Raw genomic sequence first — 16,961 nt, 5'->3', positions numbered from 1 at the left:
CGACGAGCGGCGCGAGCGCCTCCATGAGCGGCGCGGCGAGCGGGGTGACGGCCGGTGGCGTCGCGGGCGCCGGTACGTACGCTCCGGCGCCCGGCGCCGCTCCCGTGCTCCGCATGATCGCCGCGCAGACGGCGTTCGAGACGAAACTGCTGCTGCGCAACGGTGAGCAGCTCCTGCTGACCGTGATCATCCCTTCGCTGCTGCTGGTGCTGTTCTCGACGGTCGACATCGTGGACACCGGCGCGGACGAGGCGGTGGACTTCCTCGCACCCGGTGTGCTCGCTCTGGCCGTGATGTCCACGGCGTTCACCGGACAGGCCATCGCCACGGGCTTCGAGCGGCGGTACGGCGTGCTCAAGCGGCTCGCCGTGTCACCGCTGCCCAGATGGGCCCTGATGACCGCCAAGACTCTCTCCGTGCTGGTCACCGAGGTGCTCCAGATCGCGCTGCTGACGCTGATAGCCCTCGCGCTCGGCTGGTCCCCGCACGGCAACCCGCTCGCCGTCGTGCTGCTGCTCGTGCTCGGTACGGCGGCCTTCTCCGGGCTCGGTCTGCTGATGGCGGGCACGCTCCGGGCGGAGGCGACGCTGGCCGCGGCCAATCTGGTCTTCCTGCTGCTCCTGGTGGGCGGCGGAGTGATCGTGCCGCTGGACAAGTTCCCGGACGCGGCCCGGTCGGTGCTCGGGCTGCTGCCGATCTCGGCGCTCTCCGACGGGCTGCGGGACGTCCTCCAGCAGGGCGCGGCGATGCCCTGGGGTGATCTCGGTGTGCTGGCCGGCTGGGCGGCGCTCGGCCTGGGCGCGGCGGCGGTCTTCTTCCGCTGGGAGTGAGCCGTACGGGCCTCGTACGCCCTCCTGCACGGTAGGGACACGGCGTACGCAGCCCCGGAGAGCACCGGGAAACCGGCGTGCGGACGGCGTGCGGACCCCTCGTGAAAACCTGCACAAGCTCCCGCCTACGATGGTTTCCGTGCTGACCCCCCTCGCCCATATCGCCCAGCGCTGGACACCCTCACCCCGGACGGTCCGGCGCGCCGCGCTCACCGCCGTCGTGATGAGCGTGGTGATCGTCGTCACCGGCGGCGCGGTCCGGCTGACCGGCTCCGGCCTCGGCTGCGACACCTGGCCCAAGTGCACGGACGACAGTCTGTTCGCCACGCCCGAGCAGGGCATCCACGGTGCGATCGAGTTCGGCAACCGGATGCTGACATACGTCCTGTGCGCGGCGGTCGGCTGGGCGATCGTCGCGGTGCGCTCGGCGAAGCCCCGGCGGCGCGGACTGACGCGGCTCGCCTGGTCCCAGTTCTGGATCGTCATGGGCAACGCCGTGCTCGGCGGCGTCACGGTATGGATGGGCCTCAACCCCTGGACCGTGGCGGGCCACTTCCTGCTCGCCACCGGCCTGCTCACCGTCACCACCCTCACCTGGCTGCGTACCCGCGAGGGCGACGGCACGGTCCGGCCGCGTGTCCCACGTCCCGTACGCAAGCTGTCCTGGGCCCTGACCGGCGCGGCGGTGGTCCTGATCGCGGCGGGTACGACGGTGACCGGCTCGGGCCGGCACGCGGGCGACAGCAGCGATGTGCCGCGCATGCCCTTCGACTGGGTCGACGCCGCGCATGTGCACGCGGTGTTCGCCTGGCTCGTCTGCGCGCTGGCCGTGGCGATGTGGCTGGTGCTCCGGGTCGTGGACGCGCCCGCCGACACCCGGGCGCGCGCCCGCGAACTGCTGCTGGTCCTGCTCGCCCAGGGCGCCATCGGGTATGTGCAGTTCTTCACCGACACCCCGGAAGTCCTGGTCGGCGCCCATATGCTCGGCTCCTGCCTGGTCTGGATCGCCGTACTGAGGCTGGCGATGAGCCTGCGCGAACGCCCGCACACAACGGCGGAGATCCCGGCGCAGCCGGATCCGGCGCTCTCCACGGTCGCGGGCTGAAAGGCAGGGCCGGTCGATGCCGACTCGTGTGGCCGTCCACGGGGCCGGGTCCTGAGGACGGCCTTCTCCATAGTCCCCGCCGACGCCGGGTGTGAAGTGGACCTCATGTCACGCTCGCCACAGCCCGAACTCCGTTGAGCAGCGGGGCCCTTGCCTACCCTGCCTGTGCGTTTCGGATCTGTCAGGCCGGCACCGCGCCGGTTCGTACTGCGAACTCCCTCAGCCCCGGAAGGCTTTGGGGCGTGTAGAGAAGATCATTCGTGAGCGCACGAAGTGCTGGGCGGCGGACTTCCTCGGGTGCCCTGCGTTCGATGGCCCTGAGCGCACTGTACGTACGAGGGCCGTCGCCGATCTGGTGCCACATGCGGGCGGTGTCGGTCAGGTAGCGCGCGACGCGTTGGGTGGACGCCAGTTGCGCGGGAATGACACGTCGGGCGAAGGGCACGGCGTCGTCAGGGGTTCCGAGTGCGTTATAGGTGCTGATCCGGTACACGGCGCACTCGGTGGGACTCGCTGAGATCGTGAAGAGACCGGACGGCTCGCCACCTGCCGGGATACGGCCGGAGGTCTCTTCCGCTTCCTGAAGTAAGTCCAGCGCTGTGCTGCGCCGTCCCCCGGACGCGGCGGTGTAGGCCGCCGTCATGAGCAAGCACGCCTTGGCGGCGAGGGTCTCGACTGTCGGCGTGCCCTTCTCGGTTTCCAGGGAACTGGCGGTCCGGGCGAGGAGGTCGACGGCGGCTCGGCTGCGGCCGGCTCGGCGCATGGTGATGGCCAGGACCCGGGCGGCTTCGCTGATGGACTGTGGGTCGCCACTGGCACGGGCCGCTGTGAGCGCCCGGTCAGCGGTGGCCCAGGCGACTTCCGAGTGCTGTTTGACGGCGAGTTCGGTGGCCAGTACGTAGGAGCGCGCGACTACAGCCTGGGCGCGCTCGCGCCTGTGTCCGTCGGCACCGTCCCTGGTCGCTTCGGCCATGGCGATGAGGGACGGCAATGCGCCGCCGAGATCGGCGTAGCGAGCGTCCGCGAAGGCCGAACGGGCCGCGGAGAGCGCGTCACTCAGATCCGCCGGGCGCTGCGTCGCCGGCACGGTCGTCGGTTCGAAAAGGGCCAGCTCCATAGCGGCGGCCGGGTTCCCTGCGGCGGCCTGGGCACCTGCGGTCTCGGAGCCGGTACCAGCGATCATTCCGGCGCCGAGGCCCAGCGCCCCGGCCATGAATTCACGGCGTCGCACATCGTCCTCCTGCTCGGCTCCGGCCACCCTAGCGGCCGTGCGGACAGCAACGGCGGCGCTGCGCCGCATCTTGGGAGCGTCGGCGTCGGCTGTGCTACGAGCATCGGTGAGGCCCAACAGGGCGAGCGGGATGTTCAGACCGGTGGCGATGCGGATCAGGACCTCGACGCTCTGGACCAGGCGAAGGCCGCGTTCGATCTCGCTGACGTCGGACTGGGCGAGGCCCGATGACGGACCTGATCGCCGCATCAGCAGGCCTGATCCTTGGACAGCGTGGTCGCGGTGTCCCGGTCGCTGTGCTGCGGGGCATCGCCTACGAACCAAGCGACGAGGGCGTGGCCGCCATCCTTCACGGAGCGAACCGGCTGTGAGGCGACTCGCCGTTCTCGGCTCGCCTGTCAGCGGGGCGCTGTCGCCCGTGCTGCATCGGGCGGCCTACGCGGCGATGAACCTGCCCTGGACGTACCACGCGATTGAATGCCGCCCCGAGGAACTGGCGCCTTTCCTTGCCTCTCTGGACGGGAGTTGGGCCGGTTTCTCGCTGACAATGCCGCTGAAAACCGCCGCGGTTCCCCTCCTCGACGAGGTGTCGGACGCCGTCGTACGGACGGGCGCGGCGAACACCATTGTTGTGAGGGGCGGTCGGCTGGCCGGAGAGAACACCGATTTGTACGGAATGGTCCAAGCGCTTCGTGAGGCGGGAGTGACCGTGCCGTCCACTTTCACCGTGCTCGGCGCGGGAGCAACCGCCCGCACGGCTCTGGCTGCGGCCCGTGAGCTGGATTGCGACCAAGCTGTTGCCGTCGTCCGGGACACCGGTCGGGCCAAATCACACCTTGCGGCAGCGGCCAACCGGATCGGTATCGGGCTGCGCATCAGGCCGTGGACGGCAGCGACCCGCCACCTGTCCGCCAATCTTGTCGTATCCGCAGTACCGCCCCACGCTGCTGATGACCTCGCGCTCGGCTGGCCGCATGGAACCGGCACGCTCATGGACGTCACCTACCGTCCCTGGCCCACCGCTCTCGCCCGGGCCGCTCGGAACACTGGATGGAGTGTGCTGGGAGGGCTGCCGATGCTGGTGCACCAAGCCGTCCGGCAGGTCGTTCTCCAAACCGGAAACAGCACGGTCCCCTATGGGGAGATGCTGCTTGCCGCTACCGCCGAGGTGGGTTGAGCGGCACAACAACAGGGCTGTCGGCTTGGGTCCAGGAATGCCTCTTGGACCCAGCCCGGCAAGGTCCGAAAGACACCCGGAGAAGGGACCTTACAGCCACACCAGGTGCGGCACGATCCGCGTCCCGAACCGGTAGGTGCGCAGGGCGCGTTCGGGAGACGGGACGCGGTGCCGGCGGTGGCCCTCGACGCTGATCACTTCGGCGTGGTCCTCGAACGCCATGCCCCAGGCGGCGACTCGTCCGTCGACTCGGTCGCCGTACTCCTGGGCGACGGCGAACAGCCTCGGAGCGGTGTCGGTGACCAACTCCTTGAGGAGAACGGAGAACTCTTCCCGGTCACACAGCGGAGGCAGGCCGGTGGGATCCGGGACGAGCAGGTCGAGAGCGGGGGTACCGCTGGTCCAGCGGGTGAGGTTGTCCATTGCTGCCTCCGTGTCGTTGGAACGGGCCACGGCGTTGGGCCTGTGAGTAGGATGCCTGACAAGGATTCATTCCGGGCAACATTCCTGGAATTTAGACCCGAACGAGTTGTGGAGCCGATGCTGGAGGCGACAGAATGTCCGGCATGGCATGGAAGAGGGGCATGGCCCCGCAGTCGGTCTATCGACGTCAACTTGCAAAGCGACTGGGTGAGTTGAGGGAGGAAGCAGGGCTCACTCTTGCCGAGGTGGCGGCGCGGATCGAAGTGCATCAGGGGACGCTCAGCCGCCTGGAGAACGGTGATCGCGGGACCACGCCGGTCATGGTGAACTCCATGCTCGACTGCTACGGCGTCCAGGACCCGGCCCTGCGCGAGGACATCCTCGATCTCGTACGGGCCGACCGAGCGCAGAGCAAGCCGTGGTGGCGGAAGTACTCAACTGTCCTCAGCCCGACGCGATATGACGGCTACCTGGCTCTGGAAGCCAGCGCGGTGTCCATGCGCAGTTACCAGCCAATGTTGGTGCCCGGCCTGCTCCAGACGGAGGAGTACGCGGCGGCGGTCATTGGAGGCATGAGGCTGGACCTTACCTCGCGACAGGTCAAGCCACTGGTCGACGTACGTATGAAGCGACAGGCGGAGCGCCTCGGAGGGGACAGCCCCGTAAGGTTCTGGGCGATCATCGATGAATCCGCTCTGAGCCGCCAGATCGGTTCCCCGGCAATCATGCGGGACCAGCTCCAGAAACTGGTTGACCTCCATGAACTGCCTCATGTGACGGTTCAGTTGCTGCCACTGGCCTGCGGAGCGCATCCTGGCTTCTACGGCCCGTTCGTGCTCATGAGCTTCCCGGAACCGAATCCGGACCTGGTGTGGCTGGAGCTTCGCAAGAACTCCGTTTACCTTGAGGGGCAGGGGGACGTGGACGGATACGCGGACGTCTTCGACCATCTGCGCGCTCTGGCGCTCAGCCCGCCCGATACCCGGGCCCGAATCGAACAGATCATCAGGGAGTTGCCTCAGTGAACCGCGAACTCGACCTTACCCAGGCCCGGTGGCGCAAGAGTTCGTACAGCGGCGGAGACAACGACTGTGTTGAAGTCGCCGTGTTCCGCGAGCAGGTGGCCATTCGTGACTCCAAGCGCCCTGGGCGGCCCCCGCTGGTTGTCAGCCGTGCTGACGCGCGGGCGTTCATCGTCGGTATCCAGACGGGCCCATGGGAATGATCGACCTTAACCAGGCCCAGTGGCACAAGAGCTCCTACAGCGGTGGGGACAACAACTGCGTTGAGGTCGCCGTAGTCGACGGCCAGGTGGCCATTCGTGATTCCAAGTGTCCCGAACGGGCCCCACTTGTTGTCAGCCGTGCCGACGCGCAGGCGTTCATCAACGGTATCCAGGCGGGCCCATGGGAGTAATCGACCTCTCCCAGGCCCGGTGGCGCAAAAGCTCCTACAGCGGTGGCGCCAACAACTGCGTCGAAGTCGCCGTGCTCGACGGCTACATCGCGATACGTGATTCCAAGCGTCCCGAACAGTCTCCGCTCGTTGTCAGCCGTGCTGGGGTCCAGACGTTCATCGTTGGTATTCGGGCCGGTCACGTGGGTTGATAGGTTGCCCAGGTCTCCTCGTCCGCCGTCAGCAGTTCCCTCAGCCGGGCCCCTGGTGGCAGTGGGCCGTGGTCTGCGGTGACGCGTAGCGCTGATGCGGCCGTGAGGTGGCCCAGGCGCAGGGCGTGTACGGGATCGCCGTTGGTCCGTAGTCCTGCCAGGAAGCCCGCTGCGAACGCGTCGCCTGCGCCGACCGGTTCGATCACTTCGACGCGTGGGGCCGGGACGGAGTAGGGCACCGGGCCGAGGTAGGCCGTGGCCTCACGGGCGCCGTCCTTGATGACCAAGGTGTACGGGCCGGGCAGCAGGGCACGTACCGCCGCCGCGTCCGTCATCGTCGGGCCCCATAGTGCCTGGGCCTCGTCCAGGCCTACGAAGACGAGATCCGCGCGGTCGGCGAGCGTACGCAGGATCTCCGGTGCCGGGCGGCCGGGCCAGAGTGCGGCGCGGTGGTTCACATCGAAGCTGACCGGGTAGGGCCGGTCGGGCGCGAGCGCCTCCTCCACCAGGGCCAGACAGCTTGCCGAGAGGGCGGGAGTGATACCGGTGAGATGGACAAGTCCCGCCTCCCGTACGGCCGTCGACCGCAGTACGTCCGGGCCGAGCGCGGAGGCGGCGGAGCCGCGCCGGTAATAGAGGACACGGGTGCCGTCGGCGCCGGGATTCTTGATCAGCAGACCGGTGGGCCGCGTGGGATCCGTCCGTACGCCGGTGACATCCACGCCGAAGGACGCCACCCGCCGGCGGATCCGTGCGCCGAACGAATCGTCGCCGAGCGCGGAGATCCAGCGCACCGGTACGCCGTGGTCGGCCAGATACATCGCCACATTCGACTCGGCGCCCGCGATGTCCAGCCGGAGCAGTTCGGCGTCGTCGAGCGGCGCGACCGGCTCGGGCGCCAGCGCCGCCATCGTCTCTCCGACACAGACGACGGGCCCGGCACCGATGAGCCGTCGGCCGTTGTGTGCGGAGGTCATGACGCGGCTCTCGTCTCCGGGCGGTAGGACGCCGTCGGCAGACCCGGTACCTCGACCCGTACGGCGAAAACCGCGCCGTCGAGCGGTCCCGGCCGGGACAGACCCGTACGGGCGCTCGTGACGAACAGCGTGCGGCCGTCCTCTCCGCCCAGACAGACTCCGGCAGGCTGCGACGCGGGCACCGGCACGACCTGGTCGAGGGCGCCGTCCGGCCGGTAACGGTGCACCACACCCTCGCCCCAGACGGCGGTCCACAGACCGCCCTCCGCGTCGACAGCCATGCCGTCCGGACCGCCCGCGTCCAGCGCCGTGAACACCGAAGGATCACCCAGCTCGCCCGTCACCGGATCGACCGGATACCGCCTGATCAGCCCACGCGCGCTGTCCGCGAGGAACATGGTCCGTCCGTCGCCGGAGAACGCGGGACCGTTCGGTACGGTGATGCCGCTCAGCGCCCGGACCACCGTTCCGTCGCGGTCGACGCGGTAGAGGGATCCGGCGCCCTCGACGCCGTCGTACGCCATGCTGCCCGCCCAGAAGCGGCCGTGCGGATCGGCGGTCGCGTCGTTCATCCGCATCCGTACGGACGTACCGCCCTCCGGACGCGCCAGCCACCGCACGCCGTCAGCCGCGTCTCCGTCGGGACCGTCTCCCTCTGTGTCGAGCAGACAGATCCCCGGGCCCGCCGCCGCGATCCAGGTCCCGGGCCGGCCCTCGACCGGAGCCACCGCGCCGAGGGCCATGGGCAGCCGGGCCAGCTCGGCCAGGCCCTGTCCGGCTCGGTCGGCGGGCGGCGCGGCGAGCAGCCGGCCCGCGAGGATGTCGACCAGGACGATCCGGCCGTCGATCCAACGGATGCCCTCGCCCAGTTCGAGCCGGTCCGGCCAGTGGACCTCGGCCCTGCTGCCGTCTGCCCCGGTGCCGTCTGCCCCGATGTCGTCCGCCCTGCTGCCGTTTGCACCGATGCCGTTCATCGCTTCTGCTCCGCCCGCTCGCGGACCACGGCGAGGAACTCCCTTGCCCGCGCCCGCAGTCCGTCGATGTCACCGCCGTCCGCCGCGTCCCCGATCAGCGGCGAGCCGACGCCCACCGCCACCGCTCCCAGCGCCAGATACTCGCGCGCGGCAGCCGCGTCCACTCCGCCGACCGGGACGAACGGCAGGTCGGGGAACGGCCCGCGCAGCGCCCGCAGATACGCCGGGCCTCCGGTCTGCCCGGCCGGGAAGATCTTGAGCGCCTCGGCACCGAGCCGCAGCGCGCTCAGGATCTCGGTCGGTGTCATCACTCCGGCGAGAACCGGCATGCCCAGCTCCCGGGCCACCGTGATGCCGTCGCTGACCGCCGGTGTGACGATGAAGTCAGCGCCTGCGTCGTGTGCGGCACGCGCGTCGTCGGGACCGAGGACCGTGCCCGCGCCGAGCGGCGCGTCCGGGCCCAGAGCGGTCCGGGCCCGTGCGATGACATCCAGCGCGTTCCGGCCGGAGAGCGACACCTCGATCAGGGCGACACCCTCCTCGGCGAGTGTCAGTACGGTCCTCAGCGCCGCGTCCGGATCGTCTCCGCGCACGATGGCGACCAGCCGGTGGGCGCGCAGCGCGCTCAGCAGATCCACAGGTTCTTCTCCTTGTTCCTGTTCATGGGTGATGCCGCCTCAGAAGTGCTGTCACGTCAGGAGTGCCGCCGTACCGACAGCGTGAGCCGCCAGCGGACCTCGCCGGACGCAGGTACGCACGCCGCGTCCGTCTCCTCCGCGTGGGCCAGGTCGAAGACCCGGCCGAGCATCGGCTCGACACCGATGGAGCGGTACGGCGCGTCCTCCGGGAAGCCTCCGAGGTTCCGCCAGAGTGCGACGGAGACCGGCTGTCCCTCGGCCTCGACCGACAGACACAGCTCGTCGGCACCGTCCCGTACGGACACCTGGTCCGTGTCGACCACGGCGCCCATGGCCGTACCGTCGGCCGGGCCGAGCCGGTCGAGCGGCACGCCCGCCACCGTGGGCCAGTGGCCCGGGAGCCAGCGCGCGCCGCCGTCGGGATACAGCCGTACGGCCGCGCCCTCGGCCATCAGCGCCCGCGCCTGCCCGGAGAGTTCGAGCAGCGCGTGGACGGCCCAGAGGAACCGGTAGCCGGGCGCGGCGGACAGCCGGTAGTCCACGACCGTACGCGCGGCGTCCGTGGTGATCCGCCGGACCAGCCGGAAGTCCGGACAGTCCACCTCCTCGGCCGCCGCCTCCGACGCTCCGACCGACGCGCCGTCGCCGGTCCGCCTCCACACCCGTGACCACGCGTCGCCGTGATCCGGTGTCCCCCGGATCGTCGGAACACACTCCTCCAGACCGCCGGCGTCGGCGAACGCGTCCCCGGGACGGACGCCCGTCCGGCGCGGCTCGTCCCGGAACCACAGCCACTCCCGACCGCCGCCCTCGCCGCCCTCACCGCCTCCTCCGCCGCCCTCACTGCTCCCGCCGCCTCCGCCACTCAGCGACGTCCAACGCCCGCCGTGCGCCGGATCCGTGACAACAAAAGGCCCGGCCCCGGTGCTCACCATTCCGCGAACGACCCGTCCGCGTGCCGCCACACCGGATTGCGCCACGCGTGTCCCCGGCGGTCGGCGGCCCGTACCGCCTCCTCGTCCACCGTGATACCGAGGCCCGGCAGCCCGGTGCGGTGCGCCTGCCCGGCCTCGAACCGGAACGGTTCGGTGTCCACGACGTACGACAGCAGATCCGCGTCCTTGTTGTAATGGATGCCCCTGCTCTGCTCCTGGATGAGGAAGTTCGGTGTGCAGAAGGCGATCTGGAGGCTGGCGGCGAGCGCGATGGGCCCGAGCGGGCAGTGCGGCGCCAGTTGCGCGCCGTACGTGTCCGCCAGCGACGCGATCCGGTGCACCTCCGAGATGCCTCCCGCGTGCGAGAGGTCCGGCTGCGCCACCGCGATGCCCGCCCCCAGCGCGGGCAGGAACTCGGCCCGTCCGTAGAGCCGTTCACCGGTGGCTATGGGCACCGGGCTCGCCGCCACCAGTCCGGGCAGCAGATGCCCGTGCTCGGGCAGCAGCGGCTCCTCGGCGAAGAGCGGATGCAGCGGGCCTATCTCCTGGAGGACGCGGCGGACACCGGCCGGGCCGAAGCGCCCGTGGAAGTCCACGGCGACATCGCGGTCCGGGCCGAGGACCTCGCGAGCCGCGGCCACCCGCTCCACCACCGCGTTGGTCTCCGCGAGGGTGGTGATCGGCGACGTACGGCCCGCCGCGTTCATCTTGACGGCGGTGAAGCCCGCCTCGACCTGCTCGGTTATCTCCTCGACCAGCCGCGCCGGTTCATCGCCGCCGACCCATGCGTAGACGCGTACGGTGTCCCTCACCGGGCCACCGAGCAGGGCGTGCACGGGCGCTCCGTACGTCTTGCCCGCGATGTCCCACAGCGCCTGGTCGATGCCCGCGACGGCGCTGGAGAGCACCGGACCGCCGCGGTAGAAGCCGCTCTTGCTGAGGATCTGCCAGTGGTCCTCGATCCTGAGCGGATCCTGGCCGATCAGATACTCGGCGAGTACGTCGACCGCGGCCCGTACGACCTCGGCCCGGCCCTCGACCACCGGTTCACCCCAGCCGACCACGCCCTCGTCGGTCTCGACGCGGCAGAACAGCCAGCGAGGCGGGACGAGGAACGTCTCCACGCGAACGATCTTCACTTGGCCTCGGGGCCCTTCTCCTCGGTGCCGCCGCCTGGCGTCTCCTCAGTGCCGCCGCCTGGCGCGCCGTGGTTCTCCGTGCTGTCGCGCGGCGCGCCGTGCACCTTGTCGAGGTCGCGTACGGCCTGGTCGAGCAGGGCGCGCATGGCGCGCTCCGCCGCGTCCTGGTCCTGCGCCCGTACGGCGTCGAGGACGGCGCGGTGGCTGGGTACGGGATCCTCGCCGTGCGGTGAGCTGTGCACGATCTGGTCGCGATGGGCGAGTCCGGACTCGATGACCATCTCCATGCGTTCCAGCAGTTCGTTGTGGGTGGCCGCGAGCAGCGCGCGGTGGAAGGCGAGGTCGGCCTCGACCGCACGGGCGGCGCCGCTTGCCCCACCGGTCCCGTCGGCTCCGTCTTCGTACTCCGCCGTGCCGCCCATCGCCTCCAGCGCCGCCTCCAGCGCCGCGAGATCGGCGTCGGTACGGCGCGCGGCGGCGAGCCGTACCGCGGCCGGTTCCACGATCCCGCGCACCTCGCCGAGATTGCGCAGCAGACCGAGGTCGGCCTCGGAGCTGGTGCCGTCGGCGAACTGCCAGCGCAGCACATCCGCGTCCAGCAGATTCCAGTCGGCGCGCGCTCTGACGAAGGTGCCTCTTCGCTGGCGCGCGTCGACCATCCCCTTGGCCCCGAGCACCTTCAGCGATTCGCGCAGGGCGGTCAGACTGACGTCCAACTCTCGCTGCAACGCCACGAGATCAAGTGTCGCCCCCTCGGGAATCTCCCCGCTGAGCACCCGGCGCGCAAGAATCTCCACGGTCTGGCCGTGCACTCCGCGGCGCGCGTACGGCGTCATGTCGTTCTGCCTTTCTGCTGGTCGGTCGTTGTCCGGCGGTCGGTGGCGCGTGTCGGGCGGCCGGCGGTCAGGCCGACGCCTTCACCACGCTCCAGCCGCCGTCCACGAGCAGGCTCGATCCGGTGATGTACGAGGCTTCCTCGGCCGCCAGGAAGGCGATCGCGGCGGCGACCTCCTCGGGTCTGCCGAAGCGGCGGGCGGCGGTCTCGGCGATGCTGCGCTCCCGGTCCTCGGCCGGCACCCGGTCCCAGGCGGCGGTCAGGATCGGGCCCGGCAGAACGGTGTTGACCCGGACCTCGGGCCCGTACTCCACGGCGAGCTGTCCGCCGAGCGAGAGCAGCGCGCCCTTGGAGGCGGCGTACGCGGGATGCCCGGGAATGCCCTTGTGCGCGTGCACGGACGAGGTGAGGACCACCGCGCCGCGCTGCTCACGCAGATCGGGCAGGACTGCCTTGAATCCGAGGAAGCCGCCGGTGAGATTGACGGCGAGCTGCCGCTCCCAGGCGTCGAGCGACATCTCATGGGCGGGCGCGACCCGCACGGTGTAGGCGTTGCTGACGAGGACTCCGACGGGCCCGTAGGTGTGCGCGGCGGCCACGATCCGGTCCCAGTCGCCCTTGTCGGAGACATCCGCGGGGACGAACGCGGCACGGCCGCCGGCCGCGCGGATGTCCGCGGCGACGGCTTCGCCGCGCTCCTTCGCGATGTCCGCGAGGATCACGGCCGCGCCTTCGGCGGCGAGCCGCTGCGCGGTGGCGGCGCCGATGCCCGAGGCGGCTCCGGTGACCACGGCGACGCGGTCGGTGAAACGGGCGGTTCCGTTCATGGGACGGGTCGACTCCTTGGAAGGTAAGGGCGGTTGGCCGGGTGCGGCCGGGCGTCGGATACGGAGTGTCGGATGCCGGGTGCCGGGTGCCGGGTGCTCGACAGGGCCCGGGCGTCCTGACTGTAGTGACTGTGCGGTCCAGTCCGGTTACTCGCGCATGAGGACCACCAGCTCCGCGTCGTACCGCTCCGTCCAGGCGAACGGCACACCGGAATGGACGAGATGGGCGCCGCTGTACAGGACGCCCGACGCCTGGTCGCGATAGCGGGCCGCCGGATCGAGCCCGCGCAGCCGCAGTCTGGCCGCGCGTCCCGGGACCAGCGGCGCGCCGTCCAGGCGTCCGGTGTTCCACGCCGTGACGACGACCCGGCCGCCGCCCGGCTCCTCGTACTGGACTCCGCAGGTGGCGTTCGTCGGCGAGTTCAGCAGCCGCGCCTCGCCGTGGTGGACGACCTCGCGGATCTCCTTGTAGTGGGCGATCCACTCCGCCGCCTCGGCGCGCTGCTCCTCGGACCAGTGCCGGATGTCGGCGCCGATGCCGAGCACGCCCGCCGCCGCGGTGACGAAGCGGAAGCCGAGCGAGCGCGGGCGCGGGTCGAAGACACCGGGCGCGTCGGTGACCCAGGAGCTCATGGTGTGCGGTGCGTGCGCGTGGAGATAGCCGTACTGGATGGAGAGCCGGTCGAGCGGCGCGGTGTTGTCGCTGGGCCACACCACATCCGTACGGGCGAGCGTGGCGTGCTCGATCCGGGCGCCGCCGCCCGCGCATCCTTCGACGGTGACCTCCGGATGGCGCGTACGGAGATGGTCGAGGACCCGCAGATAGCCTGCGACATGCGCGGCGTCGAGATCCTGTTCCTCGACGGGACCGCCGCCGGGCCTGCCGCGTTCGGTGGGCGGGCGGTTCATGTCCCACTTGAGATAGCTGATGGCGTGGCCGTCGAGCAGCCGGTCGAGCGTGCCGAGGACAAAGTCCTGTACGTCTTCGCGGCCGAGGTCGAGAAGGAGCTGATTGCGTACGAGCGTGGCGGGACGGCCCTCCAGCCGGTAGACCCACTCGGGATGCGCCGCGTACAGCTCGGAGGCCGGGCTGATCGCCTCCGGCTCCACCCACAGTCCGAAGTCCAGGCCCAGATGCCGGACTTGAGCGATGAAGTGGTCGAAGCCGTCCGGGAAGGACGCCGGATCGGGATACCAGTCGCCGAGCCCGCCGGTGTCGTCGGACCGCCCGGGGAACCAGCCGTCGTCGACGACGAACAGCTCGGCTCCCATCCCGGCGGCGATCCGGGCCAGTTCGAGCTGGGTCGCGGCGCCGACGTCGAAGCCGGTGGCTTCCCAGGAGTTGTAGAGCACCTTGCGGGGCCGGTGCATCCGGTCGCCGGTGAGACGGCGCTCGTAGCGGTGCCAGACCCGGGTGAGTCCGTCGAGCCCGTCCGGACTGAAGGCGCAGGCGAGCCGCGGAGTGGTGAGTGTGGCACCGGGAGCGAGCCGTACCGCGCCCTCGTGCGGGACGCGGCCCGCCCGGACACGGACCGCGCCGCCGGGCTCGGCGTCGGTGGTGATGTGCCAGTTGCCGGACCACTCCAGCGCGATGCCGTAGGTGGGAGTGGCGCCTTCGGCCGGGTACGAGGCGTCCTGGACGGCGAGCCAGGGCGCGTAGGCATGGCCGGGGACGGCCTGGTTGGAGGACATCCCGAAGCTGCCACGGGCCAGTTCGAGCTGGGTGAGCTGGAACTCCTGGGACCACTGGCCGGTGAGATACGTCAGCCGGGCGCCGCCCGTGACGGGAATGTTCACGGCGGCGGAGTCGAAGCGCTCCAGCCGCAGTCCGGTCTCCGCGGTCTCCGCGGTCTCCGCGGTCTCCGCGGTCTCCGCGGTCTCCGCGGTCTCCGCGGTGCAGGTCAGTTCGGTCCAGCGGAGGATCACATCGGTGCCGGGAACGGTCTCGTAGCACAGGGCCGTCGTCAGTCCGAGGCTCTCGTCGGTGAAGACCAGCCGCAGGGAGGAGTCGCCGTCGTGCGTCGCCTCGGTGAAGGTCCACCACACGCCGCGCTCCTCGCCGGGCCGCTGGGCGACCAGATCGGCGCCGGTGAACGGCCGCAGCCCGTACGGGATGTACTCGGCGGGCGCCAGATCGGCCGGTGTGATGAAGTGCGTACGGCGTGACCAGTCCAGCGCCGAGGGCCCGGTCTCGGCGCCGTGCGGGCCCCATGCGGTCAGTTCGGCCCAGCGGCCGTCACCGGCGAGGGCGACCGCGTAGACGGTGTTCTCGGTGCGCAGCAGCCACCGGCCGTCCCGCGCGTCGGAGTCGTGCGCGTTCAGGTCGTGCGCGTTCTGATCGGGCACGTTCAGGTCGTACGCGCTCGGGTCGTGCGTGGTCACTTGACTGCTCCCAGATTGAGTCCGGCGACGAAGTGCCGCTGGAACCGCAGGAATACGATCACGGTCGGCGCCGCCGCGATCACCGAACCGGCCGCGATCACGTTCCACATCGACACGTACTGGCCCTGGAGGCCGATGAGCGAGGCCGTGATCGGCATCTTGGTGTCCGTACGCAGCACGGTGATCGCCCACAGCAGATCGTTGAAGATCCAGGTGAAGGAGAGCGCGCTGAGCGCGGCGAGGGCCGGCGTGGTCAGCGGCATGATGATGCGCCGGTAGATCTGCCACGGGCTCGCGCCGTCGATGACGGCGGCCTGCTGGATCTCGGGCGGGATGGAGCGCATGAAGCCGTGCAGCACGAAGACGTAGAAGCCGACGCCGAAGCCGACCTGGACGCCTATCAGCGCGTACAGCGAGTCGTACAGCCCGAGTGACTCGCTGATCTTGGAGACCGGGATCAGCAGGATCTGCGGAGGCAGCAGATTGCCGCCGAGCATCAGAAGCAGCAGCGTACGGCGCAGCGGCAGGTCGTAACGGGCGAGTCCGAAGGCCGCCAGCGAGGCCAGCGCGAGCGACAGCAGCACGGTCGGCACGGTCACGAGCAGGCTGTTGGCGAGCGCGCGGGCCTGGCCGCCGTCGGTCCACGCCTGGCCGAAGCCGCTCAGGGTGAAGGAGTGCGGCAGGCTGCCGAGGCCGTTGGCGGCGATGTCGTCGAAGGACCGTGTGCTGGTGACGAGGACGAGGACGATCGGCACCAGCCACAGCACGGACAGCGCGCCCGCGCCGAGATGGAAGCCGACGGTGGACCACACGCGGCGCCGGGCCCGGCTCCCGCCGGACGCCGGAGCGGGCGAGGCCGACGGCGTGTTGGCTCGGGTGACGCTCATCAGTCGGCCTCCCGGAAGGCGCGGACGAGATAGGACACGATGACTCCGAAGGCCAGCACGAAGATCACGACCGCGAGTGCGGAGCCGTATCCCAGCCGCAGCGACTGGAAGGCGGTGGAGTACATATAGGTGCTGAGCAGCTCCGAGGAGTGGTACGGACCGCCTCGGGTGAGCGCCCAGACCACGTCGAACGAGCGCAGCGAGTCGATGACGATCACCGACAGGACCACCGCGTTGACGCTGCGGAGCTGCGGCAGCGTGATGTGCCGGAACTGCTGCCGGCGCGTGGCGCCGTCGACCTTCGCCGCCTCGTAGAGCACCGGGTCGATGCCCTTGAGACCGGCGAGATAGAGCACCATCACATAGCCGATCTGGCGCCACAGCGCGGGCACGATCACCGCGTAGAGGGCGGTGTTCTGATCGGCCAGCCAGGCATGGCGCAGACTGCCGAGCCCGACGGCTTCGAGCGTGTTGTTGATCAGCCCGTCGGGCTGGTACATCGCCTGCCACACCAGGGCGGTGGCGGTGAGCGAGAACACCACGGGCAGGAAGAGGGCCGCCCGGTAGAAGCCGATCCCGCGCCGCTCCTGCTGGAGCAGCAGGGCCGCGCCGAGGCCGAGAATCACGGAGAGACCGCCGAAGAGCAGCAGCCACAGCACGGTGTCGAGCAGGGCCGTACGGAAGACGCTGTCGCCGAACATCTCGCGGTAGTTGGCGAGTCCGACGAACGACGGTGCCGAGACTCCGTCCCAGTTCGTCAGGGAGAGATAGAAGCCCTGGACCGCCGGCCAGAACACCCAGAAGGCCTCGGCGAGCAGCGGTACGAGCACGAAGACAAGGACGACGGGCCTGACGCGTGTCGCGCCTCGGCCGCCCAGCAGCCCGCTGCCTGCCGGCCGTCCGCCGCCGCCCGGCAGCTTGTCGCCGCCCTGCCGTCCTCGGCCTCCGGGCCCGCTGCCTCCCGGCCGTTTCCGGTCTCCGCGCCGCCCGGCCC

The 16,961-nt window shown here is 70.4% G+C and carries 19 protein-coding genes; 7 read left to right on the top strand and 12 right to left on the bottom strand.

Features of this window, described 5'->3' with window-relative positions:
- Nucleotides 1-23: 23 nt before the first annotated feature.
- Nucleotides 24-830 carry an ABC transporter permease gene (locus ACFV6H_RS14005; protein WP_385541628.1) on the top strand — a complete coding sequence of 269 codons (807 nt, stop codon included), beginning with the start codon at nucleotides 24-26 and terminating at the stop codon, nucleotides 828-830.
- A 130-nt stretch (nucleotides 831-960) separates the two neighbouring features.
- A complete protein-coding gene (locus ACFV6H_RS14000; RefSeq protein ID WP_385541416.1) occupies nucleotides 961-1,935 on the top strand; it encodes a heme A synthase in 975 nt (324 codons plus the stop codon).
- Between the two features lie 181 nt (nucleotides 1,936-2,116).
- Here the strand turns inward: ACFV6H_RS14000 and ACFV6H_RS13995 are convergent, their stop codons facing one another.
- Nucleotides 2,117-3,415 carry a transcriptional regulator gene (locus ACFV6H_RS13995; protein ID WP_385541414.1) on the bottom strand — a complete coding sequence of 433 codons (1,299 nt, stop codon included), beginning with the start codon at nucleotides 3,413-3,415 and terminating at the stop codon, nucleotides 2,117-2,119.
- A 118-nt stretch (nucleotides 3,416-3,533) separates the two neighbouring features.
- Here ACFV6H_RS13995 and ACFV6H_RS13990 point away from each other — a divergent pair, with 118 nt between their 5' ends.
- The gene (locus ACFV6H_RS13990) at nucleotides 3,534-4,343 is read left to right on the top strand and encodes a shikimate dehydrogenase family protein (RefSeq protein WP_385541412.1); all 810 of its coding nucleotides are present in this window, start codon (nucleotides 3,534-3,536) and stop codon (nucleotides 4,341-4,343) included.
- A gap of 90 nt (nucleotides 4,344-4,433) precedes the next feature.
- On the opposite strand, the gene ACFV6H_RS13985 is transcribed toward ACFV6H_RS13990, so the two are convergent.
- Entirely contained in the window at nucleotides 4,434-4,766 is a 333-nt protein-coding gene (locus tag ACFV6H_RS13985) for a hypothetical protein (RefSeq protein WP_385541410.1), read from the bottom strand.
- Nucleotides 4,767-4,927: 161 nt separating this feature from the next.
- Between ACFV6H_RS13985 and ACFV6H_RS13980 the strand changes: the two genes are divergently transcribed.
- Genes ACFV6H_RS13980 through ACFV6H_RS13965 form a run of 4 tightly spaced genes read left to right on the top strand, consistent with a single transcriptional unit; the run spans nucleotide 4,928 to nucleotide 6,373 of the window.
- Complete coding sequence (locus ACFV6H_RS13980) at nucleotides 4,928-5,791, top strand: helix-turn-helix domain-containing protein (protein ID WP_385541408.1); 864 nt, start codon at nucleotides 4,928-4,930, stop codon at nucleotides 5,789-5,791.
- Complete coding sequence (locus ACFV6H_RS13975; protein WP_385541406.1) at nucleotides 5,788-5,991, top strand: DUF397 domain-containing protein; 204 nt, start codon at nucleotides 5,788-5,790, stop codon at nucleotides 5,989-5,991. The genes ACFV6H_RS13980 and ACFV6H_RS13975 overlap by 4 nt, the downstream gene beginning before the upstream one ends.
- Entirely contained in the window at nucleotides 5,982-6,182 is a 201-nt protein-coding gene (locus tag ACFV6H_RS13970) for a DUF397 domain-containing protein (RefSeq protein ID WP_385541404.1), read from the top strand. Before ACFV6H_RS13975 ends, ACFV6H_RS13970 begins: the two co-directional genes overlap by 10 nt.
- Nucleotides 6,173-6,373 (top strand): DUF397 domain-containing protein, encoded by a 201-nt coding sequence (locus ACFV6H_RS13965; protein ID WP_385541402.1) that lies wholly within the window; start codon nucleotides 6,173-6,175, stop codon nucleotides 6,371-6,373. The genes ACFV6H_RS13970 and ACFV6H_RS13965 overlap by 10 nt, the downstream gene beginning before the upstream one ends.
- Here ACFV6H_RS13965 and ACFV6H_RS13960 read toward each other — a convergent pair.
- From ACFV6H_RS13960 to ACFV6H_RS13915, 10 genes are all read right to left on the bottom strand, one after another.
- Nucleotides 6,361-7,350, bottom strand: a complete 990-nt coding sequence (locus ACFV6H_RS13960) for a sugar kinase (protein WP_385541400.1) — start codon at nucleotides 7,348-7,350, stop codon at nucleotides 6,361-6,363. The genes ACFV6H_RS13965 and ACFV6H_RS13960 overlap by 13 nt on opposite strands.
- Nucleotides 7,347-8,324, bottom strand: a complete 978-nt coding sequence (locus ACFV6H_RS13955; RefSeq protein ID WP_385541398.1) for an SMP-30/gluconolactonase/LRE family protein — start codon at nucleotides 8,322-8,324, stop codon at nucleotides 7,347-7,349. Before ACFV6H_RS13955 ends, ACFV6H_RS13960 begins: the two co-directional genes overlap by 4 nt.
- Nucleotides 8,321-8,962, bottom strand: coding sequence for a bifunctional 4-hydroxy-2-oxoglutarate aldolase/2-dehydro-3-deoxy-phosphogluconate aldolase (locus ACFV6H_RS13950; protein ID WP_385541396.1), 642 nt, complete (start codon nucleotides 8,960-8,962; stop codon nucleotides 8,321-8,323). Before ACFV6H_RS13950 ends, ACFV6H_RS13955 begins: the two co-directional genes overlap by 4 nt.
- Before the next feature lie 56 nt (nucleotides 8,963-9,018).
- Nucleotides 9,019-9,897 carry a hypothetical protein gene (locus tag ACFV6H_RS13945; RefSeq protein ID WP_385541394.1) on the bottom strand — a complete coding sequence of 293 codons (879 nt, stop codon included), beginning with the start codon at nucleotides 9,895-9,897 and terminating at the stop codon, nucleotides 9,019-9,021.
- Nucleotides 9,891-11,036: a galactonate dehydratase gene (gene dgoD, locus ACFV6H_RS13940; protein WP_384979561.1), complete on the bottom strand. Its 1,146-nt coding sequence runs from the start codon at nucleotides 11,034-11,036 to the stop codon at nucleotides 9,891-9,893. The genes ACFV6H_RS13945 and dgoD overlap by 7 nt, the downstream gene beginning before the upstream one ends.
- Entirely contained in the window at nucleotides 11,033-11,872 is an 840-nt protein-coding gene (locus ACFV6H_RS13935; protein ID WP_385541391.1) for a FadR/GntR family transcriptional regulator, read from the bottom strand. The genes dgoD and ACFV6H_RS13935 overlap by 4 nt, the downstream gene beginning before the upstream one ends.
- Nucleotides 11,873-11,939: 67 nt before the next feature.
- Nucleotides 11,940-12,698, bottom strand: a complete 759-nt coding sequence (locus ACFV6H_RS13930) for an SDR family NAD(P)-dependent oxidoreductase (protein WP_385541389.1) — start codon at nucleotides 12,696-12,698, stop codon at nucleotides 11,940-11,942.
- A gap of 147 nt (nucleotides 12,699-12,845) precedes the next feature.
- Nucleotides 12,846-15,020: an alpha-galactosidase gene (locus ACFV6H_RS13925; protein ID WP_385541626.1), complete on the bottom strand. Its 2,175-nt coding sequence runs from the start codon at nucleotides 15,018-15,020 to the stop codon at nucleotides 12,846-12,848.
- Nucleotides 15,021-15,076: 56 nt separating this feature from the next.
- Nucleotides 15,077-15,967 (bottom strand): carbohydrate ABC transporter permease, encoded by an 891-nt coding sequence (locus tag ACFV6H_RS13920; protein ID WP_385541387.1) that lies wholly within the window; start codon nucleotides 15,965-15,967, stop codon nucleotides 15,077-15,079.
- The gene (locus tag ACFV6H_RS13915) at nucleotides 15,967-16,848 is read right to left on the bottom strand and encodes a carbohydrate ABC transporter permease (RefSeq protein WP_385541624.1); all 882 of its coding nucleotides are present in this window, start codon (nucleotides 16,846-16,848) and stop codon (nucleotides 15,967-15,969) included. Before ACFV6H_RS13915 ends, ACFV6H_RS13920 begins: the two co-directional genes overlap by 1 nt.
- Nucleotides 16,849-16,961: the final 113 nt, after the last annotated feature.

The sequence above is a fragment of the Streptomyces sp. NPDC059743 genome (assembly GCF_042732975.1).
GTDB lineage: Bacteria > Actinomycetota > Actinomycetes > Streptomycetales > Streptomycetaceae > Streptomyces.
This window is presented reverse-complemented; position numbering and strand designations above follow the sequence as displayed.